The sequence below is a fragment of the Streptomyces sp. Z423-1 genome, assembly GCF_013009255.1.
Taxonomy (GTDB): domain Bacteria; phylum Actinomycetota; class Actinomycetes; order Streptomycetales; family Streptomycetaceae; genus Streptomyces; species Streptomyces gossypiisoli.
The window spans coordinates 2877633-2895422 of record NZ_CP053109.1 but is presented as its reverse complement, the minus strand read 5'-3'; the positions used below and the strand labels follow the sequence as shown (position 1 = coordinate 2895422).

The following is a 17790-nucleotide window of genomic DNA, read 5'->3' as shown; positions in this document are numbered from 1 at the left end:
GTCGGGGCCCGCCCGCCGCGGTACCCCCCGTCTCACGACCTGAGCACGGCCTGCATCACCGACCGCGCGATCGGCGCCGCCACACCGGCCCCGGTGATGTCAGGACGGTGCGCCGAGGCGCCCTCCACCACCACCGCCACCGCGACCTTCGGCTCCAGGTCGCGGTGGTCCTGCGCCCAGGCGACGAACCAGGCGTACGGCGTACCGGAGTTGTCGACGCCGTGCTGGGCGGTGCCGGTCTTGCCGCCGACCGTCGCGCCGGGGATCATGGCGTTGGTGCCGGTGCCGTCCTCCACCACGCTCCGCATCAGCTCCCGCATATGCCTGGCGGTCGAGGGACGCATGGCCTGGCGGGGCGGGCGGGCCCGGGCCGTGGCGACCGTGACGCCGCGATCGGTGGTGATCCGTTCCACCAGGTACGGCTCCCGCAGCTGGCCCCCGTTGGCGACCGCCGCCGACACCATCGCCATCTGCAACGGCGTGGCCCGGGTGTTGTACTGGCCGATCGAGGACAGGGCCAGCTGCGCCTTGTCGACGGAGGTGTCGAAGGTGCTCGGCGCCACCGAGTAGGGGATGCGCAGCCGGGTGTCGTTGAAGCCGAAGGCGTGGGCGGTGGCGGCCATGTCGGTCACGCCCACGTCCACGCCCAGCTTGGCGAAGACCGTGTTGCAGGACTTCGCGAAGGCGTCCCGCAGCGAGGCGTCCGCACAGCCGTCGGTCGCGTTGTGCAGGATCGTCGTGGTGCCGGGCAGGGTGTACGGGTCGGGCGAGCGGGTCCGCTCGTCGAGGTCGGTGATCACCCCGGCGTCCAGCGCGGCCGCCGCGGTGACCACCTTGAACGTCGAACCCGGCGGATACGTCTGCCGTGCCGCCCGGTTCAGCATCGGTTTGTCCGGGTCCTCGTTCAGCCCCAGCCAGGACCGGGTCACCGCAGGACCGTTCCCCGACAGCGCCCCCGGGTCGTACGACGGGGTGGAGACCAGCGCCAGGATCCGACCCGTCGCCGGTTCGATCGCCGCCACAGCGCCCTTGCGATGGCCCAGCCCTCGGAACGCAGCCTCCTGTGCGGCCGCGTTGAGGGTGGTGACGACGTCGCCGCCGGGGTTCCGGGCGCGGGTGACGTCGTTCCACAGGGGGAACGGCGAGAGCCGCGGGTCGGTACCGGACAGGGTGCTGTCCCCGGCGTGCTCCAGGAACGACGTGCCGTATTTCTGCGAGGCGAATCCGGTCACGGGGGCATACAACGGGCCCTGCTTGTACGTGCGTTCGTAGCGGAGAGACTCGCCGGTGTCTTCGGAGCCGGTCACCGGGCGGCCGCCGACCAGGATGTCGCCGCGCGGCTGGCCGTAACGGGCGATGTCCTGGCGCCGGTTGGCCGGGTTGTCGTTGTACGCGTCGGCCTGGAGGACCTGGATGCGGGCCGCGTTGAGGAGGAGGGCGGCCAGCAGCAGGGCGCAGAAGGCGGCGGCGTAGCGGATGTGGCGGGTCATGGGGCGACCTGCCCGTCGTACTGCTTGCGGGCCGAGTGGCTCACCCGGATCAGCAGGGCCACGATCGCCCAGTTGGTGACCACCGAGGAGCCGCCCTGCGCCAGGAACGGCATCGCCATGCCGGTCAGCGGGATCAGGCCGGTCACCCCGCCTGCGATGACGAACACCTGCAGCGCCACGATCGAGGCGAGGCCCACCGCGAGCAGCCGGCCGAAGGGTTCGCGCAGGGCGAGGCCCGCCCGGTAGCCGCGCTCGACCAGCAGGCCGTACAACAGGAAGATCGCGGAGAGACCGGCCAGGCCCAGCTCCTCGCCCGCGGTCGCCAGGATGAAGTCCGACTTGGTGGCGAAGCCGATGAGAGTGGAGTGCCCGAGGCCCAGGCCGGTGCCGAGGACGCCGCCCGCCGCGAAGGCGAACAGCGACTGGGCGAGCTGGCCCGGGCCCTGGCCGGCCTCGATGGACGCGAACGGGTGCAGCCAGTCCTGGATCCGGGCCGCCACGTGCGGTTCCGTCCGGCCGACGGCGACCGCGCCGAGCGTCGCCAGCAGCAGGCCGACGGCGATCCAGCCGGTGCGGCCGGTGGCGACGTACAGCATCACGACGAACAGGCCGAAGAACAGCAGTGAGGTGCCGAGGTCGCGTTCCAGGATCAGTACGCCGACGCTGACCAGCCAGATGGCGACGACCGGGCCGAGGACGCGGCCGGTGGGCAGCTGGAGCTTCCAGACGCGGCGTCCGGCGTAGGCGAGCGCGCTGCGGTTCGCGGCCAGGTACGCGGCGAAGAACACCGCCAGCAGCACCTTCGCGAACTCGCCCGGCTGGATGGAGAATCCGGCGATCCGGATCCAGATCCGGGCGCCGTTCACGGCCGGGAAGAAGATCGGCAGGGTGAGCAGGACCAGCGCGGCGGCGACGCACACGTACGCGTACCGCTGGAGGACCCGGTGGTCGCGCAGGGCGGCGACGACGTATGCGAACAGGGTGATGCCCAGCGCCGACCAGACGAGCTGGGCGGGGGCCGCCCGGTCGTCCGGTGTCTGCAGGTCCAGCCGGTAGATCAGCACCAGGCCCAGGCCGTTGAGCAGCACGCCGATGGGCAGCAGCAGCGGGTCGGCGTAGGGGGCGCGCAGGCGGACCGCGAGATGCGCGAGCAGCGCGAGGACGCCGAGCCCCGCGCCGTAGCCCACCGCGCCGGGCGGGACGGCGCCGGTCCGGGCGAGGCCGACAGCGCAGTAGCCGTACACCGAGAGGAGTACGGCTACGACGACGAGGGCCAGTTCGATGCCGCGGCGCCGGGGGAGACGGGCCGCGACAGCGGGCGTGTCCGCTGCAACGGTCGTTTCGGTTCCGGCCTTCGTCATGTCCGGAACTTACCCAAATGGGGCGGCTTGAGTGCCGTGGGCATCAGCACCAGCGCGGCGCGGGCCCGAGGTTGTTGATGAAGCGGGCGGCGCCCCAGGCCCAGGTGCTGCGGCCCTTGAGGAGGTACCACAGGGGGTTGCCCTGCACCCGCTGGCCCGGCGCCTTGCAGAAGATCCTGACGACGTCGCCCCGGTCGACCCTGCCGATGGCCCGGCTGCGCTGGGTGGGCGACGAGCGCAGCAGCAGGGAGCCCGCGGTGACGACGCCCCGGTAGGCGGCGCGGCCGTCCCCGTCGCCGCCGATGCCGCCGCCGATGTCGCCGTCGAAGTCCGCCCAGTACCCTTCGCCGCCGATGCCGCCGCCGAAGCCGTCGTCGAAGTCGTCCCAGTCGCCGTTACCGCCGAAGCCGCCGTTGCCGCCGAAGCCGTCGAAGTCGCCGCGGTTCCCGTTGCCGTTGCCGCCGAAGCCGCCCTGGTTTCCGTTGCCCCCGAAGTTGCTCTTGTCGCCGTTGCCGTTCCCGCCGAAGTTGTCCCGGCCGCCGTTGCCCCCGTTTCCGTTTCCGTTGCCGCCGAAGTTGTCCCGGCCGTTGTTGCCGTTGCCGCCGAAGTTGTCGTGATGGCCGTTCCCGGCGAAGACGTCGACGCCGCCGTTGCCCGCGAAGACGTCGACGCCGCCGTTTCCGTTGCCGCCGAAGTTGTCCCGGCCGTTGTTGCCGTTGCCGCCGAAGTTGTTGTGATGGCCGTTCCCGGCGAAGACGTCGACGTCGCCGTTGCCCGCGAAGACGTCGACGTGGCCGTTGCCGCCGAAGTTGCCGTGATGGCCGCCGACGCCGAAGCCGGGAACGGGAACGGGGACGGGGACGGCACCGACACCGGTGCCTGGAACAGGAACGGGGACGGGAACGGTACCGGTGCCCGGAACGGGGACGGGAACGGCACCGGTGCCGGACTCGCCGCCGGGGGCGGGGACGGCGCCGGAGCCGGACTTGCCGCCGGGGGCGGGGACGGCGCCGGTGCCGGAGCCGGTGCCGGATTCGCCGCCGGGGGCGGGGGCGGTGCCGGATTCGCCCCAGAGGGCACCGGCGAAGGCCGGGGAGATCGCCATCGCGGTGGCCAGGGCACCTGCGGCTGCCGCCACGGCGAGACGGGTGCGGGGAGAGCGCAGGGACATGGGAGAACCTCCCGTGAGAGGGCGGGGGCGAAGCTGACTAATCGCCACATTAGGAGCGCGCTTCGCGGGGCGCCCGTCGCAGTGCGCCATCAGGGAGGCTCACTCCCGGTCCGCCGTACGCCCGTCCGGTGGAGCCTGAGGAAGCGTCAAGCGCGCCACCGCTCCGCCGCCCGGCGCGTTGCGGAACTCCAACTGGGCGCCCAGCACCTCCGCCTGGCCCAGCGCGATCGTCAGGCCGAGGCCGTGCCCCTTCGCCCCGCCCTCGGTGCGGAACCGCTGCGGGCCGTGCTCCACCAGGTACTCCGGATAGCCCGCCCCGTGATCCCGCACGGTCACCACGGGCCCGTCCACGGTCACGACGACGGGCCGCCGCCCGTGCTTGTGCGCATTGGTCACGAGATTGCCCAGCACCCGCTCCAGCCGCCGCCGGTCGGTCTCCACGCGCGCGTCCCGCACGACCCGCACCGCCGTGTCCGTACCGGACACCCGGACCACCCGCTCGGCCAGCGCGCCCAGCTCCTCGGTGTCCAGGTCCAGCCGCTCCCGCCCGGTGTCCAGCCGGGAGATCTCCAGCAGGTCCTCGGTGAGCGTGCGCAGCGCGGCCACCCGGTCGCGGACCAGCTCCGTCGGGCGCCCCGGCGGCAGCAGCTCCGCCGCCGCGTGCAGGCCGGTCAGCGGGGTGCGCAGCTCGTGCGCCACGTCCGCGGTGAACCGCTGCTCGGCCAGCAGCTTGCCCTGCAGCGACCCGGCCATGGAGTCCAGCGCGGCGGCGACCGCGGCCACCTCGTCCTGCGGCCGCGTCCGGTCCCGGGTGCGCGGGTCGTTCACGCGCGCGTCCAGATCGCCCGCGCTGATCCGCCGGGCGACCCCCGCCGTGGTGTGCAGCCGCCGCGTCACCCGGGTCACCGCGAACGCCCCGACCAGCACCGTCGCCCCGATCGCCAGCGCCGACGACCAGCCGATCGCCCGGTCCAGGCCGTCGATGGTGCGGGCCTGCTGGGAGTAGTCGACGGCCACCGCGAGGGCCCGGCCCCCGTCGGCGGGGCCCGCCGCCCACATCGTGGGCCGGCCCTCGTGCTCGTCGACCATCGTGCCGCGGTCCCCGGCCGCCGCGAGCGAACGCAGCGGCGCGGGCAGCCCCGCGGGGTCGACGCCCGTGCCCGGCGTCAGCGGATCCCCGGCCTCGTACGCCGCCGTCGCGTCCTCGAGCCGGGCCAGCGCCAGGTCGCGGGCCTGGCCGACGGTCTGGTTCGTCACCGAGACATGGACCAGGACGCCGAGCAGCGCGGCCAGGGCGCAGCACATCACCGTGATGAAGACGGCGGCCTTCACCGCGAGGGTGCCGGACCAGCGGGGCAGCGTGCGTCTCATCGGGGGCTCGCGGAGGGCGTGCGGGACGGGCGGTGCGTATCCGGCCGCCGGCCGGTGCGCAGCATCTCGTCGTGGGTGAGCAGCATCGCGCGCTGCTCGGTGTCCCAGCTCCACTGCAGGCGGTACTCGTACCCCTGGACCTCGGACGGCGCCCGCAGGATCACCGACTGCCCGGCGATCTCGATCCCGGTCAGGGCGTCGTCGTAGGCCATGACCTGCACCAGGCGGTGCTTCTCCACGGTGTAGACGCGCACGGCGGTCATCTCGCCCGGCAGCAGCCGGAAGCCCAGCGTCATCTCGGGCCGTCCGTCGCCGGTCAGGTCCCGGAAGTACGGCTCCAGGACCGGGCACCGGGTGCGGTCCCCGGACGGGCCGCACTCCGCCATCCGGTTGTTCGTCTCGTGGTACGGCGCCTTGGACCCCTCGTAGTCGCCCGGGCTCCGGGCGATCTCGGCCCGCACCACCGCCACCGGGTCCGCCTTACGGATGTCGTCGCCGGGCACCTCGACGCCCTTGACGACCTGGATGTCCACCTCGCCGATGTCGAAGGCCGGGCTGGACGCGGGCGGCAGCTCCGGCCACAGCCGGGCCGGGCCGACCGCAGTCGGCGAAGGCCCCGCGCCGCGCAGTTCGCCCGCGTCACCGCAGGCCGTCGCGGTCACCGAGAGCAGCGCGAGGACGGTGACGGCGCGGACGCGGGCGCGGGTGATGAGCGGAGGGAAGCGGCGGGGCACGGGGCTCCTGTGGTTCGGGACGGGGCCGGGACGTCGGGCCGGGTCAGGGGGCCCGGGTCGGGGGGCCGCGTATACCTTATTCGTACGTACGGCTTATTCGTAAGGAAGTCCCTTTTGCGCACTTCGGTGTCCTGGTTTGTTCGCTCTGGTGTGCGGCGGCGGACGGCCTACTCCGCGAGCTCCTCCAGGAACCGCACCGTCGGCAGCTCCGTGCGCAGATACGCCACGAACAGCTCGTTGTGCAGCGCCCAGGGTGAGCGGCGGGCGCGGATCAGCCGGATCGCCGACTCGGCGGAGCGGCCCCGGCGCATCAGAGCGTGCGCGATCACCAGGCCGGAGCGGTTGTAGCCGTGGTAGCAGCGGACCAGTACCCGGCGGCCCCGGTCCAGCGCGTCGCAGGCGGCCTCGGCCAGCCGGATCACCCCGGCCAGCTGGGTGCCGTCGAGCGGGCCGTCCGGGATCGGCCAGACCTGGTGGTCGACGCCCGGGTCGGGGCCGTGGCCGGGCAGCCGCAGCAGGGTCTGCACGAGATCGAACTCACCCCGGACGACGGCGAACTCCAGTTGCCCCGAATGGCCCTTGAACTCGTGCCCGCCCATCCACAGACCAGGCACGATCTCGTTCCACGGCATGTCCGGGGCCGGTACGTCGGGTTGCTTCCTGCGGGTACGCAACGGCGCCTCCCCAACCGCCACGCGGGCGGGCCCGTCCCAACTCCTCTCAAAGGTAGCCGGGTTCTTGCCCCTGGAGCACCCCGCCTGTTCCCATGGTCATGAGGTGATGTGCATGAGCGGACTGCGCGTCGTGCCGACCTGGCGACACGGTCGGGAGCGGCTCTACGTCTGCCTCACGGACGGCAGGAACATCGCCTGGTACGACCGTGAGGCGGCCCGGGTCAACCTGCTGAGCGAGGACCGCAGAGACGATGTCCTGGACGCCCTCCGCCCCTTCCTCACCGGTCCCGTCACGGTCGGCCCGCCCCCGGTCCCGACCCCCGCCGAACTGGCCCGGCTGAGCCTGCACCCCGACGACGACCTGGCCCCCAACCGGCCCGGCGAGGCCCTCTTGGTCGCCCTGGACCGGGACCCGGGCGGGCCCGTGCCCCGGCTGCGCGCCGACCCCCGGCGCCGGGCGCTGGAGGCCGAGCAGACGGTGGGGGAGGCGCTGGACGGGATGGACGGCGCGGGCTGGCACGCCCTGCACTCGATCCCGCTGCCCGGCGGCGACCGCGTCCACCACCTGGTGATCGGCCCCGGTGGCCTGTTCGCCGTGCACGACCTGTACGCCCGTAAGCAGCGGGTCGTGATAGCCGACCCCATGGTCACGCTGGGGCGGCGGGAGGGGCGCCCGCTGCTGCGCCGGGTCCGCGCGGACGCCGACCGCGCCTCGTACGCCCTGACCGCCGAGGTCCACCCCGTCCTCGCCCTGGTCGGCCCGGCCCGCGTCGCGGTCCCCGGCCCGGTCCGCGAGGTCCGCGTCCTGCTCGACACGGACCTCGACGCCCTCGCCCGCCTGGGCGGCGTCCTCAAACCGGCGGACGTGGAGGCCCTGCACGCGATGGCACGGGACCGGAACACGTGGGCGAGGGTGTGACCCGGCTCAGCTCACGGGCCGGAAGGAGTGGTCGAGCGTGTACGTGCCGACCTGCTGCCCCAGCCGGTCGCCCGCCTCGCCGCTGGTCCGGAAGTGGACGCCGCCCCACAGGCGGGAGCCGTTCACGTCACGGTTGAGGTCGGCCGCCTTCGGGTACGTGCGGGTCGTACCGGTCACCGCGGACGAGATGCGGAAGTCGATGTTCCCGCCGGTCAGCCGGTGCAGGACGGCCGTCGCGGCGCCGGTGGCCGCGCTGTGTCCGCTGACGTAGTCCGGGTCCGGGGACGTGCGCAGCAGCGGCTCCCAGGCCGGGTCGGCCGTGGTCATGGGGTTGCTGTCCGTGTCGGCCAGCCGGATCGCCGTGATCGGCCGCCACTGGGCGTACGTGTACTTGGCGTTCCACGCGGTGATCGTCGCGTCGGCGGTCGCCGTGTTGGCCGCCGCGATCAGCCGGGCCGCGTCCACCAGGTCCAGCCCGTGCCGCTTGACGTAGTCGCGGTAACCGGCCTGGAACTGCACCGGCAGCACATCCGCGAAGAACCGCGCGGTCTCCGTCTGGCGCGGCGTGCGCACCTTGCTGTTCTTCGCCCCCAGCACCCGCACCTCGGCCACGTCACGGGCGTACCGCCGACTGTTCGTCGCGGGCGGCGCGCCCGGCAGGAACCGCTCGGCGGAGTCGAGCACCAGCGGCTTCGTCCTCGCCAGCCACGGCAGCTGGAAGGGCGCGTTCTCCGGCGGGGTGGGCCGCCACACGCCGGGCGCGGGCGACAGGGTGAACGCCACCGGTTCACCGCGCCCGTCCTGCACACGCAGCTGGACGATGCGGTCGGCGGCCTGTCTGCCGAAGGCGACGCCCAGCTGCTCGGCCTGCCCGTCGGGGACGTTCTTCAGCGACCTGGTGTAGGCGGCGTCCAGCCGGGCCTTCGACTTCGGGAAGTAGGTCAGCAGCACCCGGTGCGCGGCGGCCGCGGCGGCCGCCTCGGCGGAGGCTTCGCGCGGTCCTCGTACGTCCCACTTGTACGGCGTGTACCGGCCCTCGATGCCCACCACCGCGTTGTACACGGCGGCCGAGACGAAGCCGTACCACACGGTCTGCTCGGCCGCGTACCGCCGGGTGTCGTCGTTGATCGTGTCGACGGCGATCTCGTTCCAGTCGAGGAGCACCTGGGCCGCCGGGGCGGCGAGGGCCGGGGCCCGGTCCGGGGCGGCGACGGTGGTGGCCGTCGTGGCGCCGAGGGTGAGTGCGGCGGTCAGGCCGACGACGAGCGTGCGGCGGCGGAGGGTACGAGGGCGGGGTGTTTCCATGCGCGTTCCTTGCTGTGAGGTGCCCGATGCGGTGAGGCGCCCGCTTGCGGGCGCCGCGGCTCACGGCAGTGGACTGGCCCGCCCCTCGTCGAGCAGCGGGGCCAGCACATCGCCGTAGTCCTGCACGCGCGGGGCGATGTCCGTCGCCAGGAAGGTGAGCTGGCCGACGTCTCGGCACGCCTCGACCTCCTCCCAGGTCACCGGCGCCGACACGGTCGGCGTCGCCCGCGCCCGCAGGGTGTACGGAGTCGCCGTCGTCTTGCGCGCGGCGTTCTGACTCCAGTCGACGAACACCTTGCCGGGCCGCAGACTGCGCGTCATGCGGTGTACGACCAGTCGGGGCATCGCCCGTTCCGCCTCCACCGCGAGCCCCTTGGCGTACTCCGTCACCTGGTCGGAGGGGGTGGGCCGGACCCCGGCCAGCAGATGCAGCCCCTTCGAACCGGACGTCTTCGGGTAGGCCTCGATCCCGTCCGCCGCCAGCCGGTCCCGCAGCCACAGCGCGACCTGGCAGCAGTGCACGACGGTCGCCGGCGAGCCCGGGTCGAGGTCGAAGACCAGCCGGTCCGCGACCTCGGGCGCCGAGGCCAGCCACTGGTGGGTGTGGAACTCGGTCACCAGGTTCGCCGCCCACATCAGACTGGGCAGATCCTGCACCAGCACCATCCGGGCCGGTCCCTCCGAGCGCGGCACCTCGGCGGTGGTGACCCACTCGGGTGTACCCGGCGGCACGTTCTTGGTGAAGAACACCTGCCCGTCCGGGCCGTCCGGATAGCGCAGGAAGGACACCGGCCGATCCCGCAGATGGGGCAGGAGCACCTCGGCGGTCGTCGCGTAGTAGTGCAGCAGCTCGCCCTTGGTGAAGCCGGTCGCCGGATGCAGCACCTTCTCCAGATTGCTGAGAGCGACCCGTCGTCCCTCCACCTCTGTGATCGGCGTCATACGATGAGAATCACACGAAAACCATGAGAATCGTATGAACCCTGCTGATACCGCCACGAAAGGTGCTGAACGTGCGATCCATTTGGAACGGCGCCATCTCGTTCGGCCTGGTCAGCATCCCGATCAAGCTGGTGAACGCCACCGAGAGCCACTCGATCTCGTTCCGCCAGATCCACACCGAGGACGGCGGCAGGATCCGCTATCGCAAGTTCTGCGAGCTGGAGGACCGCGAGGTCAGCGGGGCGGAGATCGGCAAGGGGTACGAGGACGCGGACGGCTCGATCATCCCGATCAGCGACGAGGATCTGGCCCATCTGCCCATCCCGACCGCCAAGACGATCGAGATCGTGGCCTTCGTACCGGGCGACCGGATCGACCCGCTCCAGATGGACGCGGCGTACTACCTCGCGGCGAGCGGCGCGCCCGCCGCCAAGCCGTACACGCTGCTGCGGGAGGCGCTCAAGCGGAGCAACAAGGTCGCCATCGCCAAGTTCGCGCTGCGCGGCCGGGAGCGGCTGGGCATGCTGCGGGTGGTCGGCGACGCCATCGCCATGCACGGGCTGCTGTGGCCGGACGAGGTCCGCGCGCCGGAGGGGGTCGCGCCCGACACCAGCGTCACCGTCCGCGACAAGGAACTCGACCTCGCGGACGCCCTGATGGACACCCTCGGCGAGGTCGAGCTGGAGGATCTGCACGACGAGTACCGCGAGGCCGTCGAGGAGGTCATCGCGGCGAAGGCGGCCGGCGAAGCACCCCCCGAGGCTCCCGAACCCGCGGCGGGCGGCAAGGTGCTCGACCTGATGGCGGCCCTGGAGGGCAGCGTCCGCGCGGCCCGGGAGGCCCGCGGCGAGGCCCCGGCCGAGGAGGCCGAGGTCCGCCCGATCGCCCAACGCAAGACCAGCCGCGCCGCACCCAAGGAACCGGCCGGCAAGAAGTCCACGGCGAAGAAGACGGCCGCGAAGAAGACGGCCGCGCGGAAGACGGCGTCCAAGTCGACGCAGGGGACGAAGAAGACGGCGGCCTCGAAGAGCACGGCGAAGAAGTCGACGGCGAAGAAGACAGCGTCACGCAAGCGTTCGGCCTGACCGAGGCTGCTGAAGCCGAGGGGCGCGACGCGATCCGAGCAGCGGGAAAGAGCGAGACGTGGGACGGGGTTGTCACCGGTGACGCCTGGTGGGCGGCCTGGTCCTGGTGCCGATCGGCTCCGCCAGGGCCGCCAGCTCCTCCGCTGTGCGCGGGCCGGTGGCCGTGTCGTCCAGCAGGCCCTGGCCGCGCAGTAGTTCCGTTGCCGCGATGCCCCACGGCAGGCGCAGGCCCGCCTCGCGGAGCAGTTCCGTGCGGGACAGGTTCTTGGGGGCGGGGCCGGTACGTACGCCGGACGGGGTGAGCAGGGCCGCGTCGTCGGCCCAGCGCAGGGCGAGGTCGACGTCGTGGGTGGCCATCACGACGGTCGTGCCGCTCGCGCGCAGCCCGTCGAGGGTGGCGAGCAGCCGTTCCTGGCCGTCGGGATCGAGCCCGGCCGTCGGCTCGTCGAGGATCAGCACCCGCGGCCGCATGGCGACGGCACCGGCGATCGCGGTCCGCTTGCGCTGCCCGTACGACAGGAGATGCGTGGGCCGGTCCGCCAGCCCGGCGATGTCCAGCGCCGCGAGTGCCTCCTCGACCCGCGCCCGCACCTCGGCGTCCGGCAGCCCGAGGTTCAGCGGCCCGAAGGACACGTCCTGCGCCACCGACGCGGCGAACAGCTGGTCGTCCGGATCCTGCACCACCAGCTGAACGGTGGTCCGCAACCGGGTCAGCCCCTTCCGGTCGTACGACACCGGCGTGCCGTCCACCGCCAACTCCCCGGCGTGCGGCCGAAGTCCCCCGCTGAGCAGCCGCATCAGCGTGGTCTTGCCGCTGCCGTTGCGGCCCAGCAGCGCCAGCGCGCGCCCCTTGCGCACCTCGAAGTCGAGGCCGGTGAGCACGGCCGGGCCGTCCTCGTAGGCGAAGGACGCGCCCCGCAGGGCGACCAGGGCGGCGGCCTCGCTCATGACAGTGGCCTTTCGAGGACGAAGGTGAGGGCGGCCAGCGCCACGAGCAGCGCGACGCTCATGGCCGTGAACGGGACGGAGACGCGGGCCTCGGGCACCAGGACGCGCAGCGTGCCGTCGTAGCCGCGCCCGGCGAGCCCGGCCTGCAGGCGCGTCGCCCGGTCGAAGGCGCGTACGAAGGCGGTGGCGCCGAGCCCGGCCAGGGACCGCCACTGGGCGGCCCGTGTGGTGTGCCCGAGGCGGGCCGCCTGGGCGTCGCGGATGCGGCGCACGGAGTCCAGGAGCAGAAAGCTCATCCGGTACGTCACCAGGGCCACGTCGACAACGGGCGCGGGCACGCCGGCGCGGACCAGGCGGGGCAGCAGGTCGGACATCGGGGTGGTGAACGCGAACAGCAGCACGCCCAGGGAGGCGGCCGAGGTACGCAGCAGCAGTTCCCCGGCGCGCACCGGGCCGCCGTCCGCGAGGCCGACGAACCCGTCCGGGCCGCCGACCCGCACCAGCAGCGGCAGCGCGCCGGTGACGCAGAAGCCCAGCGGCACCCGGTAGGCCCGCCACAGCCGCCGCCCGGGCACGCCCGCCGGGCCCAGCAGCACGGCCAGCGCCGTCACCAGCACCAGCGCGGCCCCCGGCCAGGGCGGCAGCGAGATCGCCAGCACCGTCAGTCCCAGCCCGAGCACGGCCTTGTCCACGGGATGGCGGCGGCGCCAGCGACTGCTGTGCGCCGCCGCGTCGATCGGCAGCACGAGCCTCAGGTCCCTTCGGCTCCGTCGTGCCCGGGCGTCCGCGCCGCGCCCTGCTGCTCCTGGGCCCGCGCCGCACCCTGGCGCCGCCCGCGCCGCAGCCCGAAGTAGTACGCGAGCACGCCCGCGCCGACCGCCGCCTGCAGGGCGAACAGGCCGGACTCGATCTCGCCGGACGGCGGCTCGTACAGGGGAGAGAACCAGGGCTCGTAGTCCGGGTCCAGCTCGGTGATCGCCGTCTCCGCCTCGCCGTCGGCACCGGTGAACGGCTCCTCCTTGTGGTCGCCGAGCCCGAGCGCCAGCGGCAGCACCGCGAGGGCGGCGACGGCGAGCAGCAGCAGGAGGTTGATCTTCGTACTGCGCTTCATCGGGCCACCGCCTCGGTGCCGGACTTCCGGGTGAGCAGCACGCCCAGCCGGGTCAGTTCACCCTTGCTGGACTGCACCAGCAGCCGCATCACCAGCACCGTGAGCAGCCCCTCGCTGATGGCCAGCGGGATCTGCGTGACCGCGAAGATGGACCCGAACTTGCCGAGCGCGCCCAGGAAACCGCTGCTCGGGTCGGGGAAGGCGAGCGCCAGCTGGACGCTGGTGACGCAGTAGGTGGACAGGTCGGCGACGAACGCGCCGAAGAACACGGCGACCATCAGCGGCACGTCGTACCGCCGCAGCAGCCGGTAGACGCCGTATCCGGCCCAGGGGCCGACGATCGCCATCGAGAAGACGTTGGCGCCGAGCGTGGTCAGCCCGCCGTGGGCGAGCAGCAGCGCCTGGAACAGCAGGGTGATGGTGCCCAGCACCGCCATCACCGGCGGCCGGAACAGGATGGCGCCCAGTCCCGTGCCGGTGGGATGCGAGCAACTCCCGGTCACGGACGGCAGCTTCAGTGCCGACAGGACGAAGGTGAAGGCGCCCGAGGCGCCGAGCAGCAGGGTGCTCTCGGGATGTTCCCTGACCTCACGGGTGAGGGAGCGGACTCCGTGGACGACGAACGGCGCGGACGCGGCACCCCAGGCGATCGCGTGCGCCGGAGGCAGAAAACCCTCGGCTATGTGCATGGCTTCAGCAGACCCTCTCCAGCACCTCGTGGATGGTGTACAACGCGCCTCGGCCGGTCTCCTGGCTGACGGGTGGCACCGCCCGTGCTCCGCCTTCCCGGGTCGCAATGACCCAGTGGCTGCCCCTGAGGGCCGGAGCCGGACTTCCCGATCACAGTGGCGAGGGCCGCACCGGCATCACACCGGATTTCCCGTTCACCAAGGCGTGGTGACAGTAGTGCGCCCGCGGGGGTGGTGACAAGCGGCGCATCGGGGGCGCGAAGGCGCTGGTCAGGCGGCGCACTCCCGGAACGTCACCCGTCGAGCTCCCGGTCCAGCAGCGCGAGGTCCGGCGGTACGAGGTCGGTGGCGTCCACCAGATCCCGGAGCAGGGCGTGCAGCGGAACGGCCTCGTCGGCGTTCAGACGAGCGCCGATCTGCGCGACCCGGCGCTCGATCCCGGGCGACTCCCAGTCCGTTTCCGGGCGCAGGAAGCGCAGTTGCTGCAGCGCCTTGCGGGCGGGGAAGGGGCGGGGGCCGGACTCGTGGCGCAGGTAGCGCTGGCCCAGGACGACCAACAGGAGCCGTTCGTCGTCGTCGAGGGCCGGGCGACCCGGCGGGGGGTTTCCGGGGCGGCGGGCGGGGTCGGTCACGTACAGCTCGACCAGGTACTCGCGGTGGCCGAGGCCCTGGACGAAGAGCGGGGTGTAGCCAGGGGGAAGGGCCTGCGGGGCGGCACGGGGGGCGAGGAGTTCGTCGTGCGGGAGGCGCAGGGGCCGGCAGCCGGTGTTGCGCAGCCACCAGTGGCCGTGGTGGTACGTCAGATCCCCTTGCCTGCGGCTCACCCGCCGGTCGTCGCCGCCGACGGACAGGTCCGTCCCCGGGCAGCCCGGAGCCCGGCCGAAGCACACCGTCCGGCCGGGCTCCGCGGCGGCCGTGACCTCGCCCGCCGCCGATCTGGCGTGGAGCGTGTCCGCGGCGGCCGGTGGGGCACCGCGCGCGAGACTCTCACGACGGTTCATCCCCGGACTCCTCGGCGTGGTGGCTTGTCGTCACCACTGTGCGGCTCCGGGACCGGACCCTTCCCGCCGGACAGGCCCGGGTCAGCGTTCGGGCAGCTTGGTGGCCGCTGAGGTGGCGAGGTCGGTGACCATCGTGCAGAGGTCGTCCATGGGGCGTTCGCCGCCGACGCGCAGGCGGACCATCTCGGCGGCCGTCCTGGCGCCCTGGCCGCTGTACCGGCGGTATTCGAGGAAGACCGTGCAGGTGTCGTCGCCGTCGCCCTCCGGCTCGACGAGGGCCCGGTAGTCGCCGAGCCGGACGACCTCGCGGTCCTTGGCGGACTTCGGCTGGTCGCGGAAGAAGCTCACCTCCGCCTCCAGGTCGTCCACCGTGCTGAACCACTCGCAGTTCCAGTTCGCGACGCCGGTCTCCGGCGTGTCCGGCTCGATGCCGGGCACGGCGTCCGACAGTGCCTTCGCGTCGAGCAGTGCGCAGGCGTCCGCCCAGGCCAGCGAGTTGTCCGGGTAGGCCGGGGAGCGGCGGGGAAGAGCACCGGCGTTCAGCACCTCGGCGGCGCTCCGGGCGGCCGTGTGGGCGACCGTGCACAGCGTCGCGTTGCCGCCGGTCACCGAGCCGTCCCCCACGTCGACGCGGATCCCGACGAGGGTGCCGTCGGCATCCCCGTCGGCGGCGCTGTCGTACAGCAGCAGACCGCACTCGTCGGTCTCGGGCGACTCCTCCAGGACGCCGATCCTGCCGATGCGCGTGGTCGGCCGGGAGCTCTCGGGGCGGGAGCCCGGGCGTAACTGGACCGCCACGTCGATACGGGTCTCGTCGTCGGGGCTGACGAGCTGGTCACAGCGGTCGAAGTTGCCGTAGTCGACGTCCACGCGGACCTTGCCGAACTGGCCCAGTGCGGCCGGGTCGGTCAGGGCGCACACGTCGGCGGTGCGCGGATCGCCGATCAGTGAGGCCTCGGCGGTGCTGCTCCGGCCGGCCTCGTCCGTGCCCCGATCCGCATCGCCGCCGGGGGCGAGGATCAGGCCGCCCAGGACCAGCGCGGCGCCGATCCCGACGGCCGTGGCCAGCAGGGGCCGACGCGCAGGCCATCGCCACCGCGCCCGCCCGCCGGGCTGGGCGGTGGTGGCCGGGGAACCGGACGCGGACCCGGATGTGGCGACGGCGGCCAGCTGCCGTCCGGCCTCGGCGGCGTCGGGGCGTTGCCGCGGGTCGCGGTGGAGCATGGCGGTGAGCACCGGGTACAGCGGGCCCACGGCCTCGGCGTCCATCTCCACGACGCCCTGCTCGGCCTTCCAGTACGTCAGCCGCTCGGTGTCCGTCCCACCGTCCCCGGACTCCCCGCCGCGCGGCGGCGCCCCGGTGACCAGCGCGTACAGGGTCGCGGCCAGGCAGAACACGTCCGAGGCCGGCCGGGGCAGGTGGCCCCGGGCCAGTTCGGGGGCGGCGTAGTCCGGGGTGAAGCTGAGCGGGCCGTTGCTGGTGATGGTCTCGGTGCCGCTGGTGCGGTGCGCGGCGCCGAAGTCCAGCAGCTTCGCCCTACCGCGCCGGGTGAGGCCGATGTTGGCGGGCTTGACGTCGCAGTGCACGATCCCGGCCTCGTGCAGCGCGGCGAGCGCGTCGGCGAGCTCGGCACCGATCCGGGCCGCCCGCTGCGCGGACATCGGCGGCTGCCGGTCCAGGCCGCCGCCGGGGACGTACTCCATGACGAACCAGTACGTCTCCTCGCCGTCCCGCTCCACGGTCACGACGTCGAACAGCGTCACGACGTGCGGATGGTCGCGGAACTTGGCCAGCGCACGTGGCTCGGCCAGCAGCCGCCGTACCGCCGTGTCGCGGTCGCCCTCGATCCGCTCCGGTTTCAGCGCGACGTCCTGCCCCACCACCGTGTCGTGGGCCAGCCAGACCTCGCCGCTCCGCCCGGCGCCGATGACCTCTCTGAGGACATAGCGGCCGGCGAACTCGTCTCCGGGACGCACGGTTCTCCCCCTCGCCTGTGCCCACGACGCGCACCCGGTCACGCGCGCGTGCCTCGAACCTACTGGGAACGGGGGACGGTCCGCACTGTCTACCCAGAGGCTCCATCAGGCGCACTCATGATGGAGAGGTGGTGTTCGTTCACCGGGTGTCGTCGTCCGTGTCGTCGTCCTCCAGCAGGTCCAGGTCCGGCGGTACGAGCGTGGTCGACTCCACCAGGCCCTTCAGGAGGTTGTGCAGCAGGCTGTTGTCGGACGGGCGGCCCTCCGAACTGTCGTGCATCAGCGGGTACTTGAAGCCGGTGCCGTGCAGCCGGCGGCGTACCGCCTCGACCCGGTACTCGATCCGGCGCTCGGTCCACTTGCCGTCCGGATGCAGATAGGCGAGCTGCTCGGCCGCCCGCCCGTAGCTGAGCGGGCGCGGATCCTGCTCGTACAGCAGATACCGCTGGCCGAGCACCACCAGCAGCAGCCGCTCGTCGTCGTCCAGGGCCCAGGTCTCCGGGCGCAGGGTCTCGGCGCGGCGGCGGGAGACCGGGCCCCGGTCGTCGTGGCCCGCCACATACAGCTCGACCAGGTGCTCCCGGTGGCCCGAGCCCTTCACGAACAGCGGGGTGTAGCCGGTGGCGAGCGGGATCGGCTCGGTGCTGGTGTGCATCATCCGGCCACGGGGGAGTCGTACGAGCTGCTGCCCCGTGTTGCGCAGCCACCAGTGCCCCTGCCGGAACGTCAACTCCCCGTGCCGCCGGCTCACCCTCAGGTCGTCCACACCGACGCCCAGATCTACGTCGGGCTTCTCCCCGCGCCCGAAACACACCGTCAGACCCGGCCGGGGCGGGGCGCTGAGGTCGCCGGTGACCGTGCGGGCGTGCAGGGTACCGGGCTGGGCGGGCGCGACACCGCGCGCGAGGCTGGCGGAGCGGGACATCGCGGATCTCCTCGGCTCGGGCGTTCGTACGGGCTGTGCCTCCAGGGTCGTCGATGGTTTCGGGACCCCTCCCCAAGTGTGCCCCGT

General features: G+C 73.1%; 17 protein-coding genes and 1 riboswitch. Of the genes, 2 read left to right on the top strand and 15 right to left on the bottom strand.

Annotation, left to right across the window (positions count from 1 at the left end; translation table 11 throughout):
- Positions 1-32: 32 nt before the first annotated feature.
- The 6 genes from HJD23_RS12945 to HJD23_RS12920 all read right to left on the bottom strand — a co-directional run bounded on the left by HJD23_RS12945 (position 33) and on the right by HJD23_RS12920 (position 6801).
- Positions 33-1490, bottom strand: coding sequence for a penicillin-binding protein 2 (locus HJD23_RS12945; protein ID WP_171118301.1), 1458 nt, complete (start codon positions 1488-1490; stop codon positions 33-35).
- The gene (locus HJD23_RS12940) at positions 1487-2851 is read right to left on the bottom strand and encodes an FtsW/RodA/SpoVE family cell cycle protein (RefSeq protein WP_171118299.1); all 1365 of its coding nucleotides are present in this window, start codon (positions 2849-2851) and stop codon (positions 1487-1489) included. The genes HJD23_RS12945 and HJD23_RS12940 overlap by 4 nt, the downstream gene beginning before the upstream one ends.
- Positions 2852-2894: 43 nt before the next feature.
- Positions 2895-4022 (bottom strand): hypothetical protein, encoded by a 1128-nt coding sequence (locus tag HJD23_RS12935; RefSeq protein WP_171118297.1) that lies wholly within the window; start codon positions 4020-4022, stop codon positions 2895-2897.
- A gap of 99 nt (positions 4023-4121) precedes the next feature.
- Complete coding sequence (locus HJD23_RS12930; RefSeq protein ID WP_171118296.1) at positions 4122-5393, bottom strand: HAMP domain-containing sensor histidine kinase; 1272 nt, start codon at positions 5391-5393, stop codon at positions 4122-4124.
- Positions 5390-6127 carry a hypothetical protein gene (locus HJD23_RS12925; protein WP_240980699.1) on the bottom strand — a complete coding sequence of 246 codons (738 nt, stop codon included), beginning with the start codon at positions 6125-6127 and terminating at the stop codon, positions 5390-5392. The genes HJD23_RS12930 and HJD23_RS12925 overlap by 4 nt, the downstream gene beginning before the upstream one ends.
- Positions 6128-6294: 167 nt before the next feature.
- On the bottom strand, positions 6295-6801 hold the full coding sequence (locus tag HJD23_RS12920) for a dual specificity protein phosphatase family protein (protein ID WP_171118294.1): 507 nt from the start codon (positions 6799-6801) through the stop codon (positions 6295-6297).
- Between the two features lie 112 nt (positions 6802-6913).
- Between HJD23_RS12920 and HJD23_RS12915 the strand changes: the two genes are divergently transcribed.
- Positions 6914-7720 (top strand): nuclease-related domain-containing protein, encoded by an 807-nt coding sequence (locus tag HJD23_RS12915; RefSeq protein ID WP_171118292.1) that lies wholly within the window; start codon positions 6914-6916, stop codon positions 7718-7720.
- Between the two features lie 6 nt (positions 7721-7726).
- On the opposite strand, the gene HJD23_RS12910 is transcribed toward HJD23_RS12915, so the two are convergent.
- Positions 7727-9025 (bottom strand): vanadium-dependent haloperoxidase, encoded by a 1299-nt coding sequence (locus HJD23_RS12910; protein WP_171118290.1) that lies wholly within the window; start codon positions 9023-9025, stop codon positions 7727-7729.
- A 60-nt stretch (positions 9026-9085) separates the two neighbouring features.
- Positions 9086-9967, bottom strand: a complete 882-nt coding sequence (gene ligD / locus HJD23_RS12905; RefSeq protein WP_171118289.1) for a non-homologous end-joining DNA ligase — start codon at positions 9965-9967, stop codon at positions 9086-9088.
- Positions 9968-10029: 62 nt separating this feature from the next.
- Between ligD and HJD23_RS12900 the strand changes: the two genes are divergently transcribed.
- The gene (locus HJD23_RS12900) at positions 10030-11052 is read left to right on the top strand and encodes a Ku protein (RefSeq protein WP_171118286.1); all 1023 of its coding nucleotides are present in this window, start codon (positions 10030-10032) and stop codon (positions 11050-11052) included.
- Positions 11053-11124: 72 nt separating this feature from the next.
- Here HJD23_RS12900 and HJD23_RS12895 read toward each other — a convergent pair whose 3' ends face one another.
- The 7 genes from HJD23_RS12895 to HJD23_RS12865 form a co-directional block, all read right to left on the bottom strand.
- A complete protein-coding gene (locus tag HJD23_RS12895; RefSeq protein ID WP_171118285.1) occupies positions 11125-12000 on the bottom strand; it encodes an ATP-binding cassette domain-containing protein in 876 nt (291 codons plus the stop codon).
- Positions 11997-12746 (bottom strand): cobalt ECF transporter T component CbiQ, encoded by a 750-nt coding sequence (gene cbiQ / locus HJD23_RS12890; protein ID WP_171118283.1) that lies wholly within the window; start codon positions 12744-12746, stop codon positions 11997-11999. The genes HJD23_RS12895 and cbiQ overlap by 4 nt, the downstream gene beginning before the upstream one ends.
- Positions 12747-12751: 5 nt before the next feature.
- Positions 12752-13111: an energy-coupling factor ABC transporter substrate-binding protein gene (locus tag HJD23_RS12885; RefSeq protein ID WP_171118281.1), complete on the bottom strand. Its 360-nt coding sequence runs from the start codon at positions 13109-13111 to the stop codon at positions 12752-12754.
- Entirely contained in the window at positions 13108-13800 is a 693-nt protein-coding gene (locus HJD23_RS12880) for an energy-coupling factor ABC transporter permease (RefSeq protein WP_171118279.1), read from the bottom strand. Before HJD23_RS12880 ends, HJD23_RS12885 begins: the two co-directional genes overlap by 4 nt.
- Before the next feature lie 33 nt (positions 13801-13833).
- A riboswitch (cobalamin riboswitch) is annotated at positions 13834-14018 on the bottom strand.
- Positions 14019-14093: 75 nt separating this feature from the next.
- Positions 14094-14801 carry an FHA domain-containing protein gene (locus HJD23_RS12875; RefSeq protein WP_171118277.1) on the bottom strand — a complete coding sequence of 236 codons (708 nt, stop codon included), beginning with the start codon at positions 14799-14801 and terminating at the stop codon, positions 14094-14096.
- Positions 14802-14882: 81 nt separating this feature from the next.
- Positions 14883-16778 carry a serine/threonine-protein kinase gene (locus HJD23_RS12870; protein ID WP_171134020.1) on the bottom strand — a complete coding sequence of 632 codons (1896 nt, stop codon included), beginning with the start codon at positions 16776-16778 and terminating at the stop codon, positions 14883-14885.
- Between the two features lie 139 nt (positions 16779-16917).
- Positions 16918-17703, bottom strand: coding sequence for an FHA domain-containing protein (locus tag HJD23_RS12865; RefSeq protein ID WP_171118273.1), 786 nt, complete (start codon positions 17701-17703; stop codon positions 16918-16920).
- Between the last annotated feature and the right edge of the window lie 87 nt (positions 17704-17790).